Origin of the sequence: Paenibacillus caseinilyticus (genome assembly GCF_027533645.1) — a bacterium.
Lineage (GTDB): Bacteria > Bacillota > Bacilli > Paenibacillales > NBRC-103111 > Paenibacillus_G > Paenibacillus_G caseinilyticus.
Window position 1 is genome coordinate 26,592 of sequence record NZ_JAQAGY010000017.1, and the last position, 19,598, is coordinate 46,189.

Annotated in this window: 16 protein-coding genes and 1 tRNA gene; 15 read left to right on the top strand and 2 right to left on the bottom strand. The window is 55.8% G+C overall.

The window, feature by feature from the left end:
- The first annotated feature begins 193 nt into the window (after positions 1-193).
- The 5 genes from rapZ (at position 194) to O9H32_RS22280 (ending at position 5,722) form a co-directional block, all read left to right on the top strand.
- Positions 194-1,093, top strand: coding sequence for an RNase adapter RapZ (rapZ, locus tag O9H32_RS22260; RefSeq protein ID WP_269868323.1), 900 nt, complete (start codon positions 194-196; stop codon positions 1,091-1,093).
- On the top strand, positions 1,090-2,079 hold the full coding sequence (locus tag O9H32_RS22265; protein WP_269868324.1) for a gluconeogenesis factor YvcK family protein: 990 nt from the start codon (positions 1,090-1,092) through the stop codon (positions 2,077-2,079). The genes rapZ and O9H32_RS22265 overlap by 4 nt, the downstream gene beginning before the upstream one ends.
- Positions 2,080-2,085: 6 nt before the next feature.
- Complete coding sequence (gene whiA, locus O9H32_RS22270) at positions 2,086-3,024, top strand: DNA-binding protein WhiA (RefSeq protein WP_269868325.1); 939 nt, start codon at positions 2,086-2,088, stop codon at positions 3,022-3,024.
- 430 nt (positions 3,025-3,454) lie between these two features.
- The gene (locus tag O9H32_RS22275) at positions 3,455-3,724 is read left to right on the top strand and encodes an HPr family phosphocarrier protein (RefSeq protein ID WP_010500412.1); all 270 of its coding nucleotides are present in this window, start codon (positions 3,455-3,457) and stop codon (positions 3,722-3,724) included.
- A gap of 207 nt (positions 3,725-3,931) precedes the next feature.
- On the top strand, positions 3,932-5,722 hold the full coding sequence (locus tag O9H32_RS22280; protein ID WP_269868326.1) for a stalk domain-containing protein: 1,791 nt from the start codon (positions 3,932-3,934) through the stop codon (positions 5,720-5,722).
- Positions 5,723-6,205: 483 nt separating this feature from the next.
- Here O9H32_RS22280 and clpP read toward each other — a convergent pair whose 3' ends face one another.
- Positions 6,206-6,787 (bottom strand): ATP-dependent Clp endopeptidase proteolytic subunit ClpP, encoded by a 582-nt coding sequence (clpP, locus tag O9H32_RS22285; protein ID WP_269868327.1) that lies wholly within the window; start codon positions 6,785-6,787, stop codon positions 6,206-6,208.
- 126 nt (positions 6,788-6,913) lie between these two features.
- A tRNA-Arg gene (locus O9H32_RS22290) sits at positions 6,914-6,988 on the bottom strand.
- Positions 6,989-7,250: 262 nt separating this feature from the next.
- Here O9H32_RS22290 and O9H32_RS22295 point away from each other — a divergent pair.
- The 10 genes from O9H32_RS22295 (at position 7,251) to rnr (ending at position 19,561) form a co-directional block, all read left to right on the top strand.
- Positions 7,251-8,282, top strand: coding sequence for a sugar-binding transcriptional regulator (locus O9H32_RS22295; RefSeq protein WP_269868328.1), 1,032 nt, complete (start codon positions 7,251-7,253; stop codon positions 8,280-8,282).
- An 85-nt stretch (positions 8,283-8,367) separates the two neighbouring features.
- Positions 8,368-9,372 (top strand): type I glyceraldehyde-3-phosphate dehydrogenase, encoded by a 1,005-nt coding sequence (gene gap, locus O9H32_RS22300; RefSeq protein ID WP_269868329.1) that lies wholly within the window; start codon positions 8,368-8,370, stop codon positions 9,370-9,372.
- A 393-nt stretch (positions 9,373-9,765) separates the two neighbouring features.
- Positions 9,766-10,947, top strand: a complete 1,182-nt coding sequence (locus O9H32_RS22305) for a phosphoglycerate kinase (protein ID WP_269868330.1) — start codon at positions 9,766-9,768, stop codon at positions 10,945-10,947.
- 13 nt (positions 10,948-10,960) lie between these two features.
- Positions 10,961-11,713 carry a triose-phosphate isomerase gene (gene tpiA / locus O9H32_RS22310; RefSeq protein ID WP_269868331.1) on the top strand — a complete coding sequence of 251 codons (753 nt, stop codon included), beginning with the start codon at positions 10,961-10,963 and terminating at the stop codon, positions 11,711-11,713.
- Position 11,714: 1 nt separating this feature from the next.
- On the top strand, positions 11,715-13,259 hold the full coding sequence (gene gpmI, locus O9H32_RS22315) for a 2,3-bisphosphoglycerate-independent phosphoglycerate mutase (RefSeq protein ID WP_269868332.1): 1,545 nt from the start codon (positions 11,715-11,717) through the stop codon (positions 13,257-13,259).
- 52 nt (positions 13,260-13,311) lie between these two features.
- Positions 13,312-14,604, top strand: a complete 1,293-nt coding sequence (gene eno / locus O9H32_RS22320; RefSeq protein ID WP_269868333.1) for a phosphopyruvate hydratase — start codon at positions 13,312-13,314, stop codon at positions 14,602-14,604.
- A gap of 270 nt (positions 14,605-14,874) precedes the next feature.
- On the top strand, positions 14,875-15,585 hold the full coding sequence (locus O9H32_RS22325; RefSeq protein ID WP_269868334.1) for a M50 family metallopeptidase: 711 nt from the start codon (positions 14,875-14,877) through the stop codon (positions 15,583-15,585).
- Positions 15,586-15,755: 170 nt separating this feature from the next.
- Positions 15,756-15,995, top strand: a complete 240-nt coding sequence (gene secG / locus O9H32_RS22330) for a preprotein translocase subunit SecG (protein WP_269868335.1) — start codon at positions 15,756-15,758, stop codon at positions 15,993-15,995.
- A gap of 96 nt (positions 15,996-16,091) precedes the next feature.
- Entirely contained in the window at positions 16,092-16,898 is an 807-nt protein-coding gene (locus O9H32_RS22335; protein WP_269868336.1) for an alpha/beta hydrolase, read from the top strand.
- Between the two features lie 29 nt (positions 16,899-16,927).
- Positions 16,928-19,561 (top strand): ribonuclease R, encoded by a 2,634-nt coding sequence (gene rnr, locus O9H32_RS22340; protein WP_269868337.1) that lies wholly within the window; start codon positions 16,928-16,930, stop codon positions 19,559-19,561.
- The last annotated feature ends 37 nt before the right edge of the window (positions 19,562-19,598 follow it).

Here is a 19,598-nt window from a genome sequence, read left to right on the forward strand (position 1 = left end):
CGGCACCCTGGCCCCGTAGGATGGATCAAGGGGCTTGATGGCAAGGGAAGTCCGGCAAAGGATACTTGGCAGTATGATTCGCTCCATTGCTAGAAGGGGCGGGCGGCCGGTGCTCTCACTGCGAGACTTTACTGCACGTAAGTCCCGCTCCCTCCTGGGGCAGGGTTATGTCCGCGCGAAAGGAGTTGGACCCATGGAAGAACATCATTCCCTCGGAAAGCTGGTCATCATTACAGGCATGTCCGGTGCCGGCAAGACAATCGCGGTGCAGAGCCTAGAAGACTTGGGCTTCTTCTGCGTGGATAACCTTCCCCCGGTTCTGATTCCGAAGTTCGCGGAGCTCATCGAGCAGTCGAAGGGCCGCATCGGCAAAGTAGCGCTGGTGATCGACCTTCGCGGACGCGAGTTCTTCACGTCCCTGTCTGAGTCGCTCCGTTATCTTAACGAAAATTACACGCTGACCTACGAGATCCTGTTCCTGGATGCTACGGATTCCGTACTGGTCCAGAGATACAAGGAAAGCCGGCGCAAACACCCGCTCGCGCCGACCGGGGCCCCTCTCGAAGGAATTCAGGCGGAGCGGAAGCTGCTGGAGGAACTCAAGGGTCTGGCTACTCAGGTGATCGATACGACCAGCCTGAAGCCAGCGGCGCTCAAGGAAAAGATTGCCTCCCGGTTCACCAATGCGGAGGAGAGCAGCATTTCGGTCAACGTCATCTCCTTCGGGTTCAAGTATGGTGTTCCGATTGATGCCGATTTGATCTTTGACGTACGCTTCCTTCCTAATCCGCATTATATCGATAATCTGCGTCCGAATACGGGGCAGGATCCGGATGTCTATGATTACGTCATGAAGTGGAACGAGACGCAGGAATTCCTCGCGAAGCTGCTCGACATGCTGCAGTTCCTTGTGCCGCAGTATAAGAAGGAAGGCAAGAGCCAAGTCGTGGTCGGAATCGGATGTACGGGCGGGAAGCACCGTTCGGTCGCGATCGCCGAATATCTCGGCAAAATGATGGGCACCAGCGAAACGGAAACCGTGAGAGTCAGCCACCGCGATTCGGAGCGGGACCGGGTTGAGGTGAAGAAATGACCGATGTCCTCGAGAGGGAGACTTATATCCCCCGTATCGTCGTAATCGGCGGAGGCACGGGGCTGTCGGTCATGCTCCGCGGCTTGAAACACAAGCCGGTGGACATTACCGCGGTCGTCACGGTTGCCGACGACGGGGGCAGCTCGGGCATACTGCGTTCCGAGCTCGAGATCATCCCACCGGGCGATATCCGCAATGTCCTCACCGCTCTGGCGGATGTGGAGCCTCTGCTGGGCAAACTGCTCGAGTACCGTTTTGACAAAGGGAACGGATTGGCCGGACACAGTCTGGGCAACCTAATGCTCGCGGCGATGCGCGATATTACCGGCGACTTCGTTACTGGTGTTCGCGAGCTCAGCCGTGTTCTCGCCGTAAGAGGACGCGTCCTCCCCGCCTCGCACCAGGCGATTGTGCTGCGTGCGGAGATGACTGACGGAACGATCGTCGAAGGAGAGTCGAAGATCCCGAAGGCTGGCGGCGTCATCAGGCGCGTAATGATTGAGCCCCATGATGTGAAGGCGCTGCCGGATGCCGTGGAAGCACTCAAGAATGCCGATGCCATCCTGGTCGGTCCGGGGAGCCTGTATACCAGCATTATGCCGAACCTGCTCGTTCCCGAAATTGCGCAGACCATTCTAGAATCCAAAGCGCTCAAGATGTTCATCTGCAATGTGATGACACAGCCGGGCGAGACGGATGATTACAAGGTCAGCGACCATCTGAAAGCCATCCGCGACCACGTGGGTCATGCGCTGTTCGATTACGTGATCGTCAATAACGGAGCCATCCCGGATCCTGTCAAACGCAAATATGCCGACAAGGGAGCCGAAGTCGTGCCCCTGGATCTGGAAACCGTCACGCAGGAAGGCTATAAGGTGATCGCAGACAAGCTGATCCTGTTCCGCACCTACCTGCGCCATGACGCAGTCAAATTAAGTCAACACATCTATCAACTGGTGGAGAGCTGGATGTTCAAGAAGAGGTGATGTACCATGTCCTTCGCCGCCCAAACGAAGAAAGAGCTAACCCTGATGGAGTCGGACACGTGCTGCGAGAGAGCGGAGCTGTCTGCCCTGATCCGGATGAATGGAGCGGTGTCGCTGACGAGCCAGAAGATTACGCTGGACATCTCGACGGAGAACGCCGCGATTGCCAGGCGCATTTATTCCCTGCTCAAGAAATCGTATAAGGTGCATATCGAGCTGCTGGTTCGGAAGAAGATGCGGCTCAAGAAAAATAATGTATATATCGTGCGGGTTCCTTCGCAGGTTCAGAGCATTCTGTCCGATCTGCAAATTGTTTCCGAGGGGTTTTTGTTCGCTTCGGAGATTGAACCTTCACTAATCAAAAAAACCTGCTGCAAACGGGCTTATCTCCGGGGTGCTTTCCTCGCGGGCGGGTCCGTGAATAACCCGGAAGGGACTTCTTATCATCTCGAGATCTATTCGATGTACGAGGAGCACTGCCAGTCCCTGTGCAAGCTGGCCTGCGAGTTCGGATTGAACGCCAGATGCATTGAGCGGAAGAAGGGCTTTGTCCTATACATCAAAGAGGGCGAGAAGATTATTGATTTCCTTTCCCTGATCGGTGCCCATCAAGCGCTGCTGCGGTTCGAGGATGTCCGGATCATGAAGGATATGCGCAATTCCGTCAACCGGCTCGTGAACTGTGAGACGGCCAATCTCAACAAGACCATCGGTGCGGCTGTAAGACAGATCGACAACATCAGGCTCCTCCAGAAGGAACTGGGGCTGGATAATCTGCCGGAGAAGCTTCGGGAGGTAGCGGAGATCCGTCTGCAGCACCCCGATATGAACCTGAAGGAAGTCGGCGATCTCCTGAAGGGGAAAGTCAGCAAATCCGGTGTGAACCACCGGCTTCGCAAGATTGATGAGCTTGCGGAGAAGGTCCGCAAATCGCAAGCGCTCTAAAGCAAAAATAGAACTTTTGTGTAATTTTGCAAAATTTCTAGTGCAAACTGCCGAAAAATGATATAATAGCTGAAAAATTGCTTTTTTACTAAGGACGCAAGGGAAGATATCATCCAGGGTTGAAATCATTGCTTCCGTCTTGCTCCTAGAAGTACGCCTGATGCCAAGACCAGGATAGCGCAAAGCGGCTGGTTGTCGTAGGATGGTTTTATGATTTTCGCTGATTGGAACCATTGAGTCCAATCGATTGATCTATACGCCAGTATTCGGGATACCGGGTATTGGGCAGCGGTACGGTGTGCCGCTGGTATGGATTCAGGGCAAGGATGTGCAGGACGAAGGCATCCGTTGCAGCTTCAGGCCATGAAGATGGAAGAAGGCGCACGCCTTCATTATTCGGAATTTACAGATTGTAGGGGGTATTGGTTGCATGTCGAGACGCCCAGTAGTCGTCAAGTTGAAAACAGGCCTTCATGCCAGACCGGCGGCACTTTTCGTTCAAGAAGCGAATAAGTTTTCTTCGGAAATTTTTGTAGAGAAGGACGAGAAGAAGGTTAATGCCAAGAGCATTATGGGGATCATGAGCCTTGCGATCAGCACAGGTACGGAAGTTCACATAAGTGCTGAAGGTTCGGATGCCGAGCAGGCTGTAAACGCTTTAGTCACACTGGTCAGCAAAGAGGAATTGGAGAACCAATAACGACCGCCACGGGCTTCCGATAAGGAAGCTTTTTTTCTGTGGATTTGGAGGTCAGGGATTTTCTCATGCATAGTGCCAATTGGAAAAGCGCAACCTTTTTTCGTGCCTTGCGTCTATATTGACGTGTCTGACGGCCGGAGAAGGTTTTTTGGATTGGGCTGCAGGGTGCAGAGAAGAGCTGCAGGAAGAGGAGTAGGAGAAGAGAATATGAAATGGATGAAGAAAGAACTGGCCCTCTTGTTGGTAGTCAGCCTGCTGATGTCATTCGGATGGGTAGCGCCGGCTGCGGCGGACAAACAAGAGAAGAACCCGCTGGCATCCGCCAGTACGACGTATGTGCTGCTCTATATCGATAAAGCGGAAGCTTTCCTGAATGGCACCCAGGTGACCCTGGATGCACCGGCTACGATCATTAAGGATAAAATGTTTGTGCCGGCAAAGTTCTTGGGGGATGCCCTTGGCATGAAGGTGGAGTGGAACGATGCCACCCGTATGATTGAAATGGAGACCCCAGGCTACGAAATCATGCTCGATATTGATAACAAGTCGGTATGGATTAACGGTTATTGGATGGCATTCGATGAGGTAGCCGCGATCGTCAACGGACGTCTGATGATCAAGCTAACCTGGCTGGCCGATTACATGGGAGCCAAATATACGTATAACAATGAACTGCGCCGGGTGGAAGTGCTTCACGTGAATGCACCGCAGGGTCTGTTCGATCCGAACACGAGTAACTCCAAACCGGTAGCCAAGTTCACCTTCACCAAGTCCAGCTACAAGATCGGCGAGCCGGTGAAGTATGTGGACCTGAGCTATGACCCGGATGCAGAAGGAATTCCTAAATTCGAGTGGACCGGGAAAGAAGATGCTTATTTCAAAGCGGGCACTTATCCGATCACGCTGACTGTCTGGGACAGTAACGGCAACAAGAGCGAGCCGTACACGCGCAACCTGGTTATCGAGAAGGAAACCTTCCTCGATGCCATAGAGTATCCGATCTACATGAAGCCGGTCGGTTCGTTCATCAAGACGAACTGGAGCACGCTGTGGAGCCATTTCTGGGAACTGCCGGAGCTGCCGAAGACGGCGACCGACGTTCCTGGGCGCACCCTCCTGGTCAGTGACAGTCCGGAAGAATTCTACGAACAGGGCATTCTGTACCAGGATGAAGTGGAAGGCAAGGCCAGACTGTATGCAGACCACATCAACGGCACGAAAGAAAAGGTAAGCTTCGCTATTCTGGCGAAGAACCTGACCGATAAGCCGGTGACCATCAAAACGACGAACAAAGGGGAAGTGTGGCCTTCGGTCTACGCTAACCTGATCGGCAGCGAAGCCACGGTCGATTTCTTGCTCGGGGATCCTCTGAACGAAAGCATGACGATTCCTGCCGGCCAGACGTTCACGTATAAGCAGATGCCAGACTTCTACCCGGCACAGGGCGTGAACCTGTTCTATGACCTGGAGACCACGGGGAAGGTACAGTTCTCCTTCATCGCGGCTAAAGATGTGTCCCAGAAGGCGCTGTCGCTGCCTAAGCTCGACTTCAGCGGCCATGTCCGGGGCACCTTCCCGATCTCCGAAGTGAAGTGGAATATCGATGCTTCTTCCTTCACATCGCCATCCCGGATCATCCTGGGCGACGGCAAGGCCGACCCGTTCCAGCCGGGATACGATCCTCAGCGCAAGGCGGAAGTGAAGAACGACGGCAACTACGGTGTTATTTACAAAATTCATGCCGACAAACCGCGCAAGATGGCTATCATGATCTTGGCCAAGGGTGGCGTCTTCAAGGGACCGATCAAGATCAACGGCGATATCCGCCTCATTCCGGAATCCGGGGTCATCACGGCCTTTGACGGGATGCAGATCCTCGCGAAGGCAACAGGCAAGGAGCAATCGCTCGATATCGAATTCAGCCCGCCGGCCGGCTCGGCCTTTCCGGTGGATCTGATCTTCTACCCGCTGGATGACCGGGTGGAGCAGCAGCCATAATCACCATGAGAGAACCCTTTCCTTGATCCGAAGGAGAGGGTTCTTTCTTTTGGCCAGAGTCTCGTCTCCTTGGCCAGGGGATCATTGGACGGTCAGGCAGGCGTCACAATCCGGGAAGTAACCTTGAGCCGATCTCTCACGTCATACTTACTTGAGGAGCAGGCAACCAACGGGAAGGAGAGGAACTCAATAGGAGCTTAGTGGACGGAGCCGAGCCGGATATGGCGGTGGCTGGGATGGAGCAGCATGGTGATCAGAAGTTTGGATTATCCTGTTTTCCCTTGGTACTACGGATTCGAGCAAGGCCGCAGGGGGCGGATCGAAGTAGAGGCCGGCCGGAGGACGCATGTAATTTCTTTTACTAGTGCCTCCCCATAGGGGGGCGCGAGGCTTCGGGGCTTTGATTCTTCGGGAATGAACAGACAAAAGCCCGCCATGTCCGGGTTAACCGGCATAGCGGGCTTAGGAGCTTGCTGTGGGGGATTACACTTTTTCGATAACCTTATCGATCAATCCGTATGCGCTGGCTTCTGCCGCCGACATGAAGTTGTCGCGGTCGGTGTCCTTCTCGATCCGCTCGAAGGATTGTCCGGTACGTTCGGCGAGAATTGTGTTCAGCTTGTCACGCATCTTCAGGATACGCTTCGCGCGGATCTCGATGTCGCTGGCTTGCCCTTCGGCGCCGCCAAGCGGCTGATGGATCATGACTTCGCTGTTCGGCAGCGCAAAACGCTTGCCAGGCGCACCTGCAGCGAGCAGGAAGGCGCCCATCGAAGCGGCCATGCCGACGCAGATCGTCGAGACATCCGGCTTGATGAACTGCATCGTGTCGTAGATCGCCATGCCCGATGTGATCGAGCCTCCCGGGGAGTTAATATAGAGGTGAATGTCTTTGTCCGGGTCATTGGCGGCCAAGAACAGCAGCTGTGCGATGATCGAGTTGGCTACAACGTCGTTGATGCCACTTCCAAGAAAGATGATGCGGTCCTTGAGCAAACGCGAGTAAATATCATAGGCGCGCTCCCCTCTTGCATCCGGTTCGACTACCATTGGGATAAAACTCATGTGCTGCAGCCTCCTTTATAGTTAAACTATAACCATCATAGCCCAAAAACAAACTAAGATCAAGAAAGGTCAAATTAACCGACAAAAAAAGACCAGCTTGTCAGCTGATCTCGTTGTTTGTGTAAGTGGCGCGCCCGTAAGGAATCGAACCTTAATCTCAGGCTCCGGAGGCCTACGTCATATCCATTGGACCACGGGCGCGTATGAAGTGTGTACTGCTTGTTTCTGTCGTTGGTGTGACAGCAAAATTTATTATATATCATGTGTCCGGGGAAAGCAAGCCCTTTTGAAAAATGATTTGCGTTACAAGATTTTTACAAAGCGTACCTTGAAAATGGAATGAAAATCCGGTATATTAGAAATAACTAAGTGAGAGCTTAGTTCTTCTTTTGGAGAATGTGGGACTAAAAATGTATCACCGGGACGAAAAGTGTCCAGTTAGCAGGCAAGCGGGAGTGAAGCCATGAGAGAGATCCTTGATATCCAAAAACAGCTGCTTCCCGACTTGATGGACACCATGAAGAAGCGCTATACCATTCTTCATCATATCCTGGTTTCCGGCATGATCGGCCGGCGCACTTTGGCAGGACTGCTGAATACGACGGAGCGGGTGCTCCGGGCGGAAGTGGACTTTCTGAAGGAGCAGGGGCTGGTCGACGTGGATGCTTCCGGCATACGCATCAGCCTCGCAGGAAGGGAACTACTCGAGCGGATCGAACCGCTGGTGAAGGACCTTTTCGGGCTGACGGAACTGGAAGAGCGCCTGCGCGCACATTTTGGTCTGAAGCACGTGGTGATTGTGCCCGGCGATTCCGACGCTTCACCTCAGGTGAAGAAGGAGCTTGGCCGAGCCGGTGCATCCGTCCTGCGCAAGCTGGTCAGAGAGAACGACGTCGTTGCCGTTACCGGCGGATCGACGATGGCCGAAGTGGCGTACCACCTCACGGCCGCCCCGGCAATGAAAGGCATCTGGTTCGTACCGGCCCGCGGAGGGCTCGGCGAGAGCTTGGAGATGCAGGCCAATACGATCGCCTCTACCATGGCCAAGAAGACGGGAGCGCGTTACCGGCTGCTTCATGTACCCGATCATCTCGGCGAAGAAGCATACCAATCGCTGATCCAGGACACCAACATCTCCGAGATCATCCAGTTCATCCGTCAGGCACGGATGGTCATTCATGGGATGGGGGATGCTATGGTAATGGCCAGAAGGCGCAAGGTGGACCGGGGAACGACCGAGAGCTTGGAGAGGGAAGGGGCGCTTGCGGAAGCGTTCGGCTATTATTTTGACCGCAGCGGGAATATTCTTCACCGTATGCCGACCATCGGCTTGCGCCTGGAGGATATCCAGGGCATGGACACCGTTATCGGTGTTGCCGGCGGGCGCAGCAAAGGCGAAGCCATCGCATCGGTACTGAAATACGGCCATCAGGACGTGCTAGTCACCGACGAGGGCGCAGCGCAAGAGATCATTCGTACGATAAGTTCATCATGACAGGCCCTGCCTGTCTTGAACGTTGCACTGACTCCGGTTACCGGAACGGCGGTGTGACAATATATATTTTGGGAGGCTATCAATCATGGTAAAAGTGGGTATTAACGGATTTGGTCGTATCGGTCGTAACGTATTTCGTGCAGCACTGGGCAACCCTGAAGTAGAAATCGTTGCAATCAACGACCTGACAGACGTAAACACGCTGGCTCACCTGCTCAAATACGACACTACGCACGGCAAGCTGAACGCAACGGTTGAAGCAACGGAAGGCGCGCTGATCGTCAACGGCAAAACCGTAAAAGTATTTGCGGAGCGCAATCCGGAAAACCTGCCTTGGGGCGCAAACGGCGTAGAAATCGTCGTTGAATCCACAGGGATCTTTACTGCGAAAGACAAAGCCGAGCTTCACCTGAAAGGCGGCGCGAAGAAAGTTATCATCTCCGCACCGGCTACTAACGAAGACATCACCGTGGTTATGGGCGTGAACGAAGATAAGTACGATCCGTCCCAGCACACGATCATCTCCAACGCTTCTTGCACAACGAACTGTCTTGCTCCTTTCGCTAAGGTCATCAACGACAAGTTCGGTATCGTAAAAGGCATGATGACGACGGTTCACTCCTACACGAATGACCAGTCCGTACTCGACCTGCCGCACAAAGATCTGCGTCGTGCCCGTGCAGCTGCCGAGAACATCATCCCTTCGACTACAGGCGCTGCCAAAGCGGTATCCCTCGTTCTGCCTGAGCTGAAAGGCAAACTGAACGGTATGGCTATGCGCGTACCTACACCTAACGTATCCGTAACGGACCTGGTTGTGGAACTGAGCCAGAACGTAACGGTAGACGACATCAACAACGCCCTGAAAGAAGCGGCTAACGGCCCTCTGAAAGGCATCCTGAACTATTCCGAAGAGCCGCTTGTATCTTCCGACTACAACGGCGACCCGGCTTCCTCCACGATCGACGCCCTCTCCACGATGGTTGTCGGCGACAACATGGTGAAAGTCGTTTCCTGGTACGACAACGAGTGGGGCTACTCCAACCGTGTCGTTGACCTGGCTAACTTCATCGCCAAAAAAGGTCTGTAAGAACAAAACTGTGGTAATGGTCCGCTAGTACATCAATCTGTACTGCGCTGACGCAAAGGGTATCTATCTACGGGAGCTGTTGAACTTTCATTTCTTTTAACAATTGAGAAAGGTGGAAATGAAAGTTCAAAGGTCCCGCGCTAACGCTCTATGATAGATACCCTTTGCTGACGCGTGCAGGTTGATGGAGAAAGCAAGGCCCATTCCCACATTTTTTGTGTGCGGGTAAGGGTAGGGTAGAGAGAGAACATACAGAGATAACGAAGAGAGAAACCGGTACATACCCTCTGTTATGACATGTTCCGGATTATATATAGAGCACTAAAACAGAAGCTGGGCCAGATAAAGAGCAAGAGCAGCAAGACACATGAACCCACCGGGAGGGCGACAAAGATGAACAAGAAGAGCGTTCGTGACGTGGAAGTAGGCGGCAAACGCGTATTTGTGCGCGTAGATTTCAACGTACCGCTGGAGAACGGCAAGATTACGGATGACACACGGATCCGTGAGACCGTACAGACGATCAAGTACCTGACAGAGCGCGGAGCGAAAGTCATCCTCGCGAGCCACCTGGGCCGTCCGAACGGTGAAGTGGTGGAAGAGCTTCGCTTGACGCCGGTAGCGGCACGCCTCTCCGAGCTGCTGGGCCAGCCGGTAGTGAAGGCTGACGAGGCGGTAGGCGCAGCGGTTCAAGCGAAGGTAGCCGAGCTGAAAGACGGCGACGTGCTTCTGCTTGAGAACGTGCGGTTCTACGCTGGCGAAGAGAAGAATGACGCGGAACTCGCGAAGCAGTTCGCTGAGCTTGCCGACCTGTACGTCAACGACGCGTTCGGTGCTGCACACCGTGCACACGCTTCGACTGAAGGCATCGCGCATCACCTTCCGGCTGTAGGCGGTCTGCTGATGGAGAAGGAACTCGACGTGCTCGGCCGTGCGCTGAACAACCCGGAGCGTCCTTTCACAGCGATCGTGGGCGGAGCGAAGGTAAAGGACAAAATCGCGGTCATCGAGAAGCTGATCGAGATCGCCGACAACATCATCATCGGCGGCGGCCTGTCCTACACCTTCTTCAAATCCAAAGGGCTTGAAATCGGCAAATCCCTCGTGGACAACGACCGTCTCGAGCTCGTAAAGGAATTTGAACGCAAAGCTAAAGAGAAAGGCATCAACTTCCTGCTGCCGGTTGACGTTGTCGTAGGCGACAAGTTCGGCGCAGACGCGAACACGAAAATCGTGAACATCGATGAGATCCCGGCTGAATGGGAAGCGTTCGATATCGGACCGAAGACGCGCGAAATCTACGCGAAGACGATTGCCGAATCGAAGCTGGTCGTATGGAACGGGCCTATGGGCGTATTCGAGCTCGAGCCGTTCAAGAACGGCACCCAGGCGGTAGCGGAAGCTTGCGCAGCAACCGCAGGTTACACGGTCATCGGCGGCGGCGACTCTGCAGCAGCTGTTGAGAAATTCCACCTTGGCGACAAGATGGACCACATCTCTACAGGCGGCGGCGCGTCCCTCGAATTCATGGAAGGCAAGGCGCTTCCTGGCGTTGTTGCGCTTCAAGATAAATAAGGAGGCACATCCCATGCGCAAACCGATTATTGCAGGCAACTGGAAAATGTTCAAAACCATACAGGAGTCCGTTTCCTTCGTAAACGAAGTGAAGGGCAAGGCAGAAGTGGACGGCGTGGAGAGCGTGATCTGCTCCCCGTTCACGAACCTTCCTGCATTGGTTGAAGCGGTGAAAGGCACGTCGATCAAAATCGGTGCCCAGAACCTCCACTTCGAAGACAACGGCGCTTATACGGGCGAGATCAGCGGCGTAATGCTGAAGGATCTCGGCGTAGAGTACGTCATCATCGGTCACTCCGAGCGCCGGGCTTACTTCGGCGAGACGGACGAGATCGTGAACAAGAAAGTCCACGCGGCATTCAAGCATGGCCTGACGCCGATCGTCTGCGTAGGCGAGAAGCTCGAAGAGCGTGAAGCGAACCAGACGAAGGACGTATGCAAAGTGCAGACGGAAGGCGCATTCGCCGGCCTTAGCGCGGAGCAGGCGGCACAGACGGTTATCGCTTACGAGCCGATCTGGGCTATCGGAACAGGCAAGTCTTCGACGGCTGCAGACGCTCAAGACGTTATCGGCTATATCCGTGAAGTCGTAAGCGGCCTGTATGGCGCCGAGACGGCAGCAGCGGTACGCATCCAGTACGGCGGCAGCGTGAAGCCGAACAACATTGCGGAATACATGCAGCAGCCGGATATCGACGGTGCGCTGGTAGGCGGGGCTTCCTTGGAGCCGGCTTCCTACATCGCCCTGATCGAGGGGGCCAAGTAAGATGGCCAGACCGAAACCGGTAGCAGTCATTATCCTGGACGGCTTTGGCCTGCGCGGAGACGTGCAGGGCAATGCCGTAGCCCAGGCGAAGAAACCGAATTACGACCGTTATTGGAACCAGTTCCCTCACACTACGCTGACCGCCTGCGGCGAAGCCGTAGGTCTGCCGGAAGGCCAGATGGGCAACTCCGAAGTAGGGCACCTGAACATCGGCGCAGGCCGTATCGTGTATCAGGACCTGACCCGGATCTCCAAGTCGATCCGCGACGGAGAGTTCTACGAGAACGAAACGATTCTCGGGGCGATCCGCCATGCGAAGGATAATGGCAAGAAGCTTCACCTGTATGGACTCTTGTCCGACGGCGGCGTTCACAGCCATATCGAGCACCTGTTCGCGCTGCTAGACGTGTGCAAGAAGGAGAACTTCGAGGAAGTATACATCCATGCCTTCCTCGACGGCCGTGATGTGGCTCCGGACAGTGCGGCGGGCTACATGGAGCGTCTGCTCAAGAAGATTGCCGATGTTGGCGTTGGCCGCATTGCAACCGTACAGGGACGCTACTATGCGATGGACCGCGATAAGCGCTGGGAGCGCACGGAGAAGTCGTACCGTGCCATGGTATACGGCGACGGCCCGACCTTCGAAGATCCGATGAACGCGATCCAAGAGTCCTATATCCGCTCGGTGTATGACGAATTCGTCATGCCGACGGTCATCGTGAAGCCGGACCATACGCCGGTAGGTCTTGTGGAGAGCGGCGACTCCGTCGTCTTCTTCAACTTCCGTCCCGACCGTGCGATCCAGCTCTCCCAGGTGTTCACGAACAGCGACTTCCGCGGCTTCGACCGGGGAGACAAGGCGCCGACGGATCTGTACTATGTCTGCCTTACGCTCTTCAGCGAAACGGTCGGAGGTTATGTGGCCTACAAGCCGAAGAACCTCGACAACACCCTCGGTGAAGTGCTCGTTCAGAACAACCTGAAGCAGCTGCGCATTGCTGAGACAGAGAAGTACCCGCACGTCACGTTCTTCTTCAGCGGCGGACGCGATACCGAACTGCCCGGCGAGACGCGGATCCTGATCCCTTCGCCGAAGGTGGCTACGTATGATCTGCAGCCGGAGATGAGTGCTTATGAGGTGGCGGCGGCAGCCGTGGCCGAGATCGAAGCGGAACGCCAGGATGTTATCATCCTGAACTTCGCGAACCCGGACATGGTCGGTCACTCGGGACTGCTCGAGCCGACGATCAAGGCGGTAGAAGCGACCGACGAGTGTCTCGGCAAGGTCGTGGACGCCATCCTCGCGAAGGGCGGCGTTGCCCTGATCACGGCGGACCACGGGAATGCCGATCTCGTCACGAACGCGGACGGTACCCGGAATACGGCCCATACGACCAACCCGGTGCCTTTCATTCTGACGGACGGTCGTGTTACACTAAGGAACGATGGCATTCTGGCAGATATTGCCCCGACGGTATTGGATCTGCTCGGCGTATCCAAACCGGTGGAAATGACCGGCACCACGCTTGCTGCCTCCCGCAGCTAGCATTTTCTGGCAGGACCCAATTTAATCCATAATTGAAGGAGTGTATCTAGTAATGACTGTAATCTCGAATGTGTACGCTCGCGAAGTACTTGACTCCCGCGGTAATCCAACAGTAGAAGTAGAAGTTCACCTGGAATCCGGCGCACGCGGCCGCGCTATCGTTCCATCCGGCGCATCCACAGGCGCATACGAAGCGGTGGAGCTTCGTGACGGCGACAAATCCCGCTACCTCGGCAAAGGCGTTCTGAAGGCTGTTGAGAACGTGAACGATTCAATCGCTCCCGAAATCATCGGCATGAATGCTCTGGACCAAGTGGGCATCGACAAGCGCATGATCGAGCTCGACGGCACGCCGAACAAAGGCAAGCTGGGCGCGAACGCGATCCTCGCGGTATCGATGGCAGTTGCCCGTGCTGCTGCTGAAGCACTTGACCTCCCGCTGTACCTGTACCTCGGCGGTTTCAACGCGAAGCAGCTGCCTGTACCGATGATGAACATCATCAACGGCGGCGCGCACGCGGACAACAACGTGGACGTACAAGAGTTCATGGTTCTGCCGGTTGGCGCTCCTTCGTTCAAAGAAGCGCTCCGCACAGGCGCTGAAATCTTCCACAGCCTGAGAACGGTTCTGAAGGAAAAAGGCCTGAACACAGCTGTTGGCGACGAAGGCGGCTTCGCACCGAACCTCGGTTCCAACGAAGAAGCGATCCAAACGATCATCACGGCGATCGAGCGCGCTGGCTACAAGCCGGGCGTAGACGTATTCCTGGGTATGGATGTGGCTTCCACCGAGTTCTTCAAAGACGGCAAATACCACCTCGAAGGCGAAGGCAAGTCCTACACGTCCGCTGAGTGGGTTGACTTCCTGGCTGCTTGGGTGGACAAGTACCCGATCATCACCATCGAAGACGGCTGCTCCGAAGACGACTGGGAAGGCTGGAAGCTGCTGACTGAAAAGCTCGGCGGCAAAGTACAGCTCGTAGGCGACGACCTGTTCGTAACGAACACCGAGCGTCTGTCCCGCGGTATCGACGAGAACATCGGTAACTCGATCCTCGTGAAGGTAAACCAAATCGGTTCCCTGACCGAGACATTCGATGCGATCGAAATGGCGAAGCGTGCGGGCTACACGGCAGTCATCTCCCACCGTTCCGGCGAGAGCGAAGACAGCACGATTGCCGACATCGCCGTAGCAACGAACGCCGGCCAGATCAAAACCGGTGCTCCTTCCCGTACGGACCGCGTAGCGAAGTATAACCAGCTGCTCCGCATCGAAGACCAGCTGACTGGCGTGGCTCAATACGCAGGCAAGAGCGCATTCTACAACCTCAAAAACTTCAAGTAAGTTTCGCATGAAGTGTACGATATGACCCGCACAGGCTCCGGCCTTTGCGGGTTTTTTCATTTGGATTTCACCAAGACGGGGTATAAAGGAGATGAGCACCCCAGCCCATGGAAGACGCTTGATTGAAGCGGCAGGGCACCGGGTAAAATGGGAACAAGGGCCATGGAAGCACCCGTGCGCCTGTTACCTCGTAAAATGAAGATAGAAACGCTTGCATATACTGGCATAAGGATGCCATATCATGAAGCATACGGAGAGGAGGGAACATCCATGAACCGTTGGTTGAAGACGATCGGGTTTCTCGTGCTGTCGGTCTTTTTGTCCCATTTTATCCCGTTCAATGAATTCTTCCGCAACCTGGATACGATGATCCACGAGTTCGGGCACGCGGTAGTGACCCTGCTGCTGCAGGGCAGCGTAATGTATATCGAGCTGTTCGCGAATCACAGCGGGGTGACGTATTCCCAGATTTCGAAGCCGTGGAGCCTGATTCCGATTGCGATGGCAGGTTATATGACCGCTTCGCTGTTCGCCTTGTTCCTGTTTCGGGTCAGAGCGCATGACAAGGAGCGTCTCGGTCTGCAGGTCATTACCCTGATTGCGGTCGCAGCCTTGGTGCTCTTCGTAAGAGGAGAGTTTGGCGTTATGTGGCTCATTGGATTCATTCTGCTCAACATCGTTATGCTCGCTTTCATGCCTGCCTGGGTCCGGGACCTCTATTATCTGCTCGTCGCCTTCTTGACCTTGGAGGAATCGGTCATGGGCCCCTTCTCTCTGGTACTGTATGCGCTGCGGGATCCTGCCAAAGCGGGGGATGCAACGAACCTGGCGCTGGTGACTCCCATTCCGGCTATAGGCTGGGGGGTATTGTTCACTCTATTCGCCCTATGGTGTGCGGTCCGGGCTATCACGCTGTTCCTGAGAGGCAGAAGATCGGAACACCGGCGTTCACCGGCCCTGTATACGAGGTATGAGGAATAGATCGCGGCGATTGTGGGCAGAATAGCTTAGTATGGCAGATCCCTCCCCGGCAAGATTTGTCAAATAGACAAGGGTGTGCTATACTATGCATGCTGTCTGTTTTCTGGGTTTTGTTAGATAAACCTAAGGACGTCGACAAGTTCTCTCGTACACTAGCAGGAGGTAGGATTATGGAAGTTGCACTGAAGATTATACTGGTTATCGCTTCGCTCGGTCTGATCGCGGTAGTATTGCTGCAGCCAGGTAAGAGCGCGGGGTTATCCGGGGCCATCTCCGGCGGTGCAGAGCACTTGTTCGGAAAGCAGAAGGCGCGCGGGCTCGAGTTGTTCCTCAATCGTTTGACGATGGGCCTGGCGGTAGTGTTCTTTGTTCTGTCTTTGATCGTGGCTTACTTTGTAAAGGGCGCGTAAACATAAAACCGTGACAGCAGGGGCAAGATACTCCTGCTGTTTTTTTATTAGGCTAAAACAAGAACGGTGTGCGGAGGGAATGGGGGGCGCAGGCTGTTGACGCGGAGTTATCGAACAACAGAGCCCTTTTATCTGGAAGGAACCGGAGAACGGGCTTCAACCGAACTTCTGCTCATCCACGGGTTCACCGGATCTCCCGCCGAATTCCGCCGGATGGGCTATTACATGAATGATCTGGGCTACTCGGTCCGGGGGATTCTGCTGCCCGGTCACGGGACGACCCCGGAGGACATGATCCGTACCGGGCGGGACGATTGGTCGAGGCATGTGGTGGAGAGCTACGATGCCATCCGGGCCGAGGGGAACGGCCCGGAGAAGCGAATCGTGGCGATAGGCCATTCGATGGGCGGGCTGCTCGCCTTGAAGCTGGCCATGGAGCGTCCGCTGGCGGGGGTGGTCTCCTTGGCCGCGCCGATCTTCCTGGCCTCGCGCAAGACCATCCTCGCCGTACTGCTGCAGTACTTTGTGAAATATGTGGAGCGGCGTCCAACCGTACCTGCGCATATAATCGAGGAAGCTTGCTCTTACAGCCGTACGCCGATTCCCTGTGTAGTCGACCTTCGCAAACTGCTTAAGCACGTCAAATCAAGTTTAAATGAAGTTAAAGCCCCGCTATTCATCGGACAAGGGGGCAAGGACAAGCTGGTAGTGCCGCATAGTGCGGACTATATTTACCGGCATGTCTCCTCGGCCTTCCGGCAAATCTCCTATTATCCCCTAACATCGCATGCCATCTTGCTGGACGAGGACCGGGAGCGGGTATACGCGGATATTCACCGATTTTTGGTGACGCTTGATCATATAGGGACAGGGGAACAAACGGCGGCGGGTTATTCGCCATAAAGTATAGAAAGAAGAAGGCAGGTGACGTCATGATTACTAGAGAAAACTTACTTGATTTTATGCAGGAAGAGGCTTATAAGCCCCTGACCTACCAGGAGCTCGAGCAGCATTTTCAACTCGACAGCGCCCAGGCGTTCAAGGAATTCCTGAAGCTCTTGAATGAGCTGGAAAGCGAAGGGCTGGTCGTGCGCACACGCAACGACCGGTACGGCGTGCCGGAGCGGATGAATCTGCTGCGGGGCCGTCTGCAGGCGCATGCCAAAGGCTTCGGATTCCTGATTCCGGAGGATAAGGAGCATCCGGATGTGTATATCCATGCGAACGATATGAGTACGGCGATGAACGGAGACACGATTCTCGTCCGTATTACTTCGCGCAGTCCGTCCGGCGGCCGGATGGAAGGAGAGGTCGTACGGGTCGTTACGCGCGCGAACACGCGTATCGTCGGCTTGTTCCAACCGCATGAGGAATACGCGTTCGTGATACCGGACGACAAGCGGGTCGTCCGTGATATCTTCATCCCCAAGGATTCCTTCGGCGGGGCGATGGACGGGCACAAAGTCGTCGTCAATATCGTCTCTTATCCGGAAGGACGGGCGGCGGCTCAGGGCGAAGTCATCGAGATTCTGGGGCATAAGAATGACCCCGGCGTCGACATCCTCTCCATCATCCGCAAGCACGGTCTGCCGGAGGCCTTCCCTGATGAGGTAATGGAAGAGGCCTCCGCTGCTCCGGATGTCATCACGGAAGAAGAGATCGTCTCGCAGGGGCGGCGTGATCTGCGCGGCAAGCGGATCGTAACCATTGACGGCGAAGACGCCAAGGATCTGGACGATGCCGTCAATGTCGAGCTCCTCGAGAACGGCAACTACCTGCTCGGCGTGCACATCGCCGATGTAAGCTACTATGTGCGCGAAGACTCGGCGCTGGATCAGGAAGCGTATAACCGCGGCTGTTCCGTCTATCTGGTGGACCGCGTCATTCCGATGCTGCCGCACCGGCTGTCGAACGGGATCTGTTCCCTGAACCCGCAGGTAGACCGCCTTACGATGTCCTGCGAGATGGAATTCGACTCCCAGGCGAACGTAGTCAGACACGATGTCTTCACGAGCGTGATCCGGACCAGCGAGCGGATGACTTATAAGAACGTGCGCAACCTGCTGAAGGGCGAAGCTGAGCCGGAAGTACAGGAGAAGTACGCCTATCTCATGGACGATTTCCGCCGGATGGAAGAGCTCGCGTCCCGGCTGCGCAGCAAGCGGATGCGCCGCGGCGCCATCGATTTTGACTTCCAGGAATCCAAAATTCTCGTCGATGAGAACGGCAAGCCTACAGCTATCGTCAAGCGTGAACGTTCGATCGCGGAGATGATTATCGAGGAATTCATGCTCGCGGCCAATGAAACGGTAGCAGAGCATTTTCACTGGCTGAAGGTGCCGTTCCTGTACCGGATCCATGAAGACCCGGATGCGGAGAAACTGCAGCACTTCATGGAGTTCATCACGAACTTCGGCTATGTCGTGCGCGGCAAGGGCAACACCATTCATCCGAAGGCGCTGCAGAGTCTCCTGGAGGAGATTAAAGGAACGAAGGAAGAGACCGTCATCTCGACGGTAATGCTGCGTTCGATGAAACAGGCGAAGTACGATGCGAACTCCATGGGACACTATGGCCTGGCGGCCGAGTACTACTCCCACTTCACATCGCCGATCCGGCGTTATCCCGATCTCATCATCCACCGGGTGATGCGGGAGGTGCTCGAAAGCGGCGGGACGGGTCTGACTGACAAGAGGCATGAATACCTGACCTCCCGCATGGACGATATTGCGAAGCAGTCGTCGGACCGCGAGCGGGTGGCCGTAGATGCGGAGCGCGAGACCGAAGCGCTGAAGAAGGCCGAGTTCATGCTCGACAAGGTCGGCGAGGAATTCGCAGGCATCATCTCCAGCGTCACGAGCTTCGGGATGTTCATCGAGCTCGACAACACGGTGGAAGGCCTCATCCGTCTGTCGGATCTTACGGACGACTACTATCACTACCACGACACCCAGCATGCCCTCATCGGCGAACGGACGTCGAAGATCTTCCGTCTCGGCGACGAGGTCAAGGTACGTGTGTCGCGGGTGAACATGGATGAGAAGACGATCGACTTCGAGATGGTTGACATGAAGCCGAGGCAGCAAAAAATGAGCCTGGTCGACGCGCTCAACGGCGTGCGCCGGGGCGGTGAAGGCAAGCGAGGCGGCGGAGCACGTGGCGGGCGCGGTGGCGGCGAAGGCCGGCCGGCGGCATCCGGCGGCGGTGGCGGACGCGGCGGCCGGGGCAAGCGCGGTGCGGCAGCCGCAGGCGGCGGGCCGGGTGCGCGCGGCAGCTTCGGCGGCAGCGGACGCGGCAAAGCGGGCAGCCGCGGAGCCAGCGCAGCAGCGGGCACAGGCGGACGCGGCGGAGCGGGTGCCGCGGCAGGCACGGCCGGAGGCGGGCGCAGCGGAGCGAGTGCAGCGGCAGGCACGGCCGGAGGCGGACGCGGCGGAGCGGGTGCCATGGGCGCCGGCAAGGGCCCAGGTGCCGCGAAAGCGCGGGCGCTGGACGCGGTCGGGCGCAGCAGCGAGAGCGGCGGTACCGGCTTCGTGCGCAAGAAGCGCAAGAAGACCGTGAAGCGGTAGGCTGCGCACGGGTGCAGGGGCGCTGTCCGGATTGGCG

Bases quoted from the DNA above. Each gene is read 5' to 3' on its own strand.
- gpmI (WP_269868332.1), top strand. From the start codon at position 11,715: ATGGCCAGACCGAAACCGGTAGCAGTCATTATCCTGGACGGCTTTGGC.
- whiA (WP_269868325.1), top strand. From the start codon at position 2,086: ATGTCCTTCGCCGCCCAAACGAAGAAAGAGCTAACCCTGATGGAGTCG.
- secG (WP_269868335.1), top strand. From the start codon at position 15,756: ATGGAAGTTGCACTGAAGATTATACTGGTTATCGCTTCGCTCGGTCTG.
- O9H32_RS22265 (WP_269868324.1), top strand. From the start codon at position 1,090: ATGACCGATGTCCTCGAGAGGGAGACTTATATCCCCCGTATCGTCGTA.
- tpiA (WP_269868331.1), top strand. From the start codon at position 10,961: ATGCGCAAACCGATTATTGCAGGCAACTGGAAAATGTTCAAAACCATA.
- O9H32_RS22325 (WP_269868334.1), top strand. From the start codon at position 14,875: ATGAACCGTTGGTTGAAGACGATCGGGTTTCTCGTGCTGTCGGTCTTT.
- rapZ (WP_269868323.1), top strand. From the start codon at position 194: ATGGAAGAACATCATTCCCTCGGAAAGCTGGTCATCATTACAGGCATG.
- eno (WP_269868333.1), top strand. From the start codon at position 13,312: ATGACTGTAATCTCGAATGTGTACGCTCGCGAAGTACTTGACTCCCGC.
- rnr (WP_269868337.1), top strand. From the start codon at position 16,928: ATGATTACTAGAGAAAACTTACTTGATTTTATGCAGGAAGAGGCTTAT.
- O9H32_RS22305 (WP_269868330.1), top strand. From the start codon at position 9,766: ATGAACAAGAAGAGCGTTCGTGACGTGGAAGTAGGCGGCAAACGCGTA.
- O9H32_RS22295 (WP_269868328.1), top strand. From the start codon at position 7,251: ATGAGAGAGATCCTTGATATCCAAAAACAGCTGCTTCCCGACTTGATG.
- clpP (WP_269868327.1), bottom strand. From the start codon at position 6,787: ATGAGTTTTATCCCAATGGTAGTCGAACCGGATGCAAGAGGGGAGCGC.
- O9H32_RS22275 (WP_010500412.1), top strand. From the start codon at position 3,455: ATGTCGAGACGCCCAGTAGTCGTCAAGTTGAAAACAGGCCTTCATGCC.
- O9H32_RS22280 (WP_269868326.1), top strand. From the start codon at position 3,932: ATGAAATGGATGAAGAAAGAACTGGCCCTCTTGTTGGTAGTCAGCCTG.
- gap (WP_269868329.1), top strand. From the start codon at position 8,368: ATGGTAAAAGTGGGTATTAACGGATTTGGTCGTATCGGTCGTAACGTA.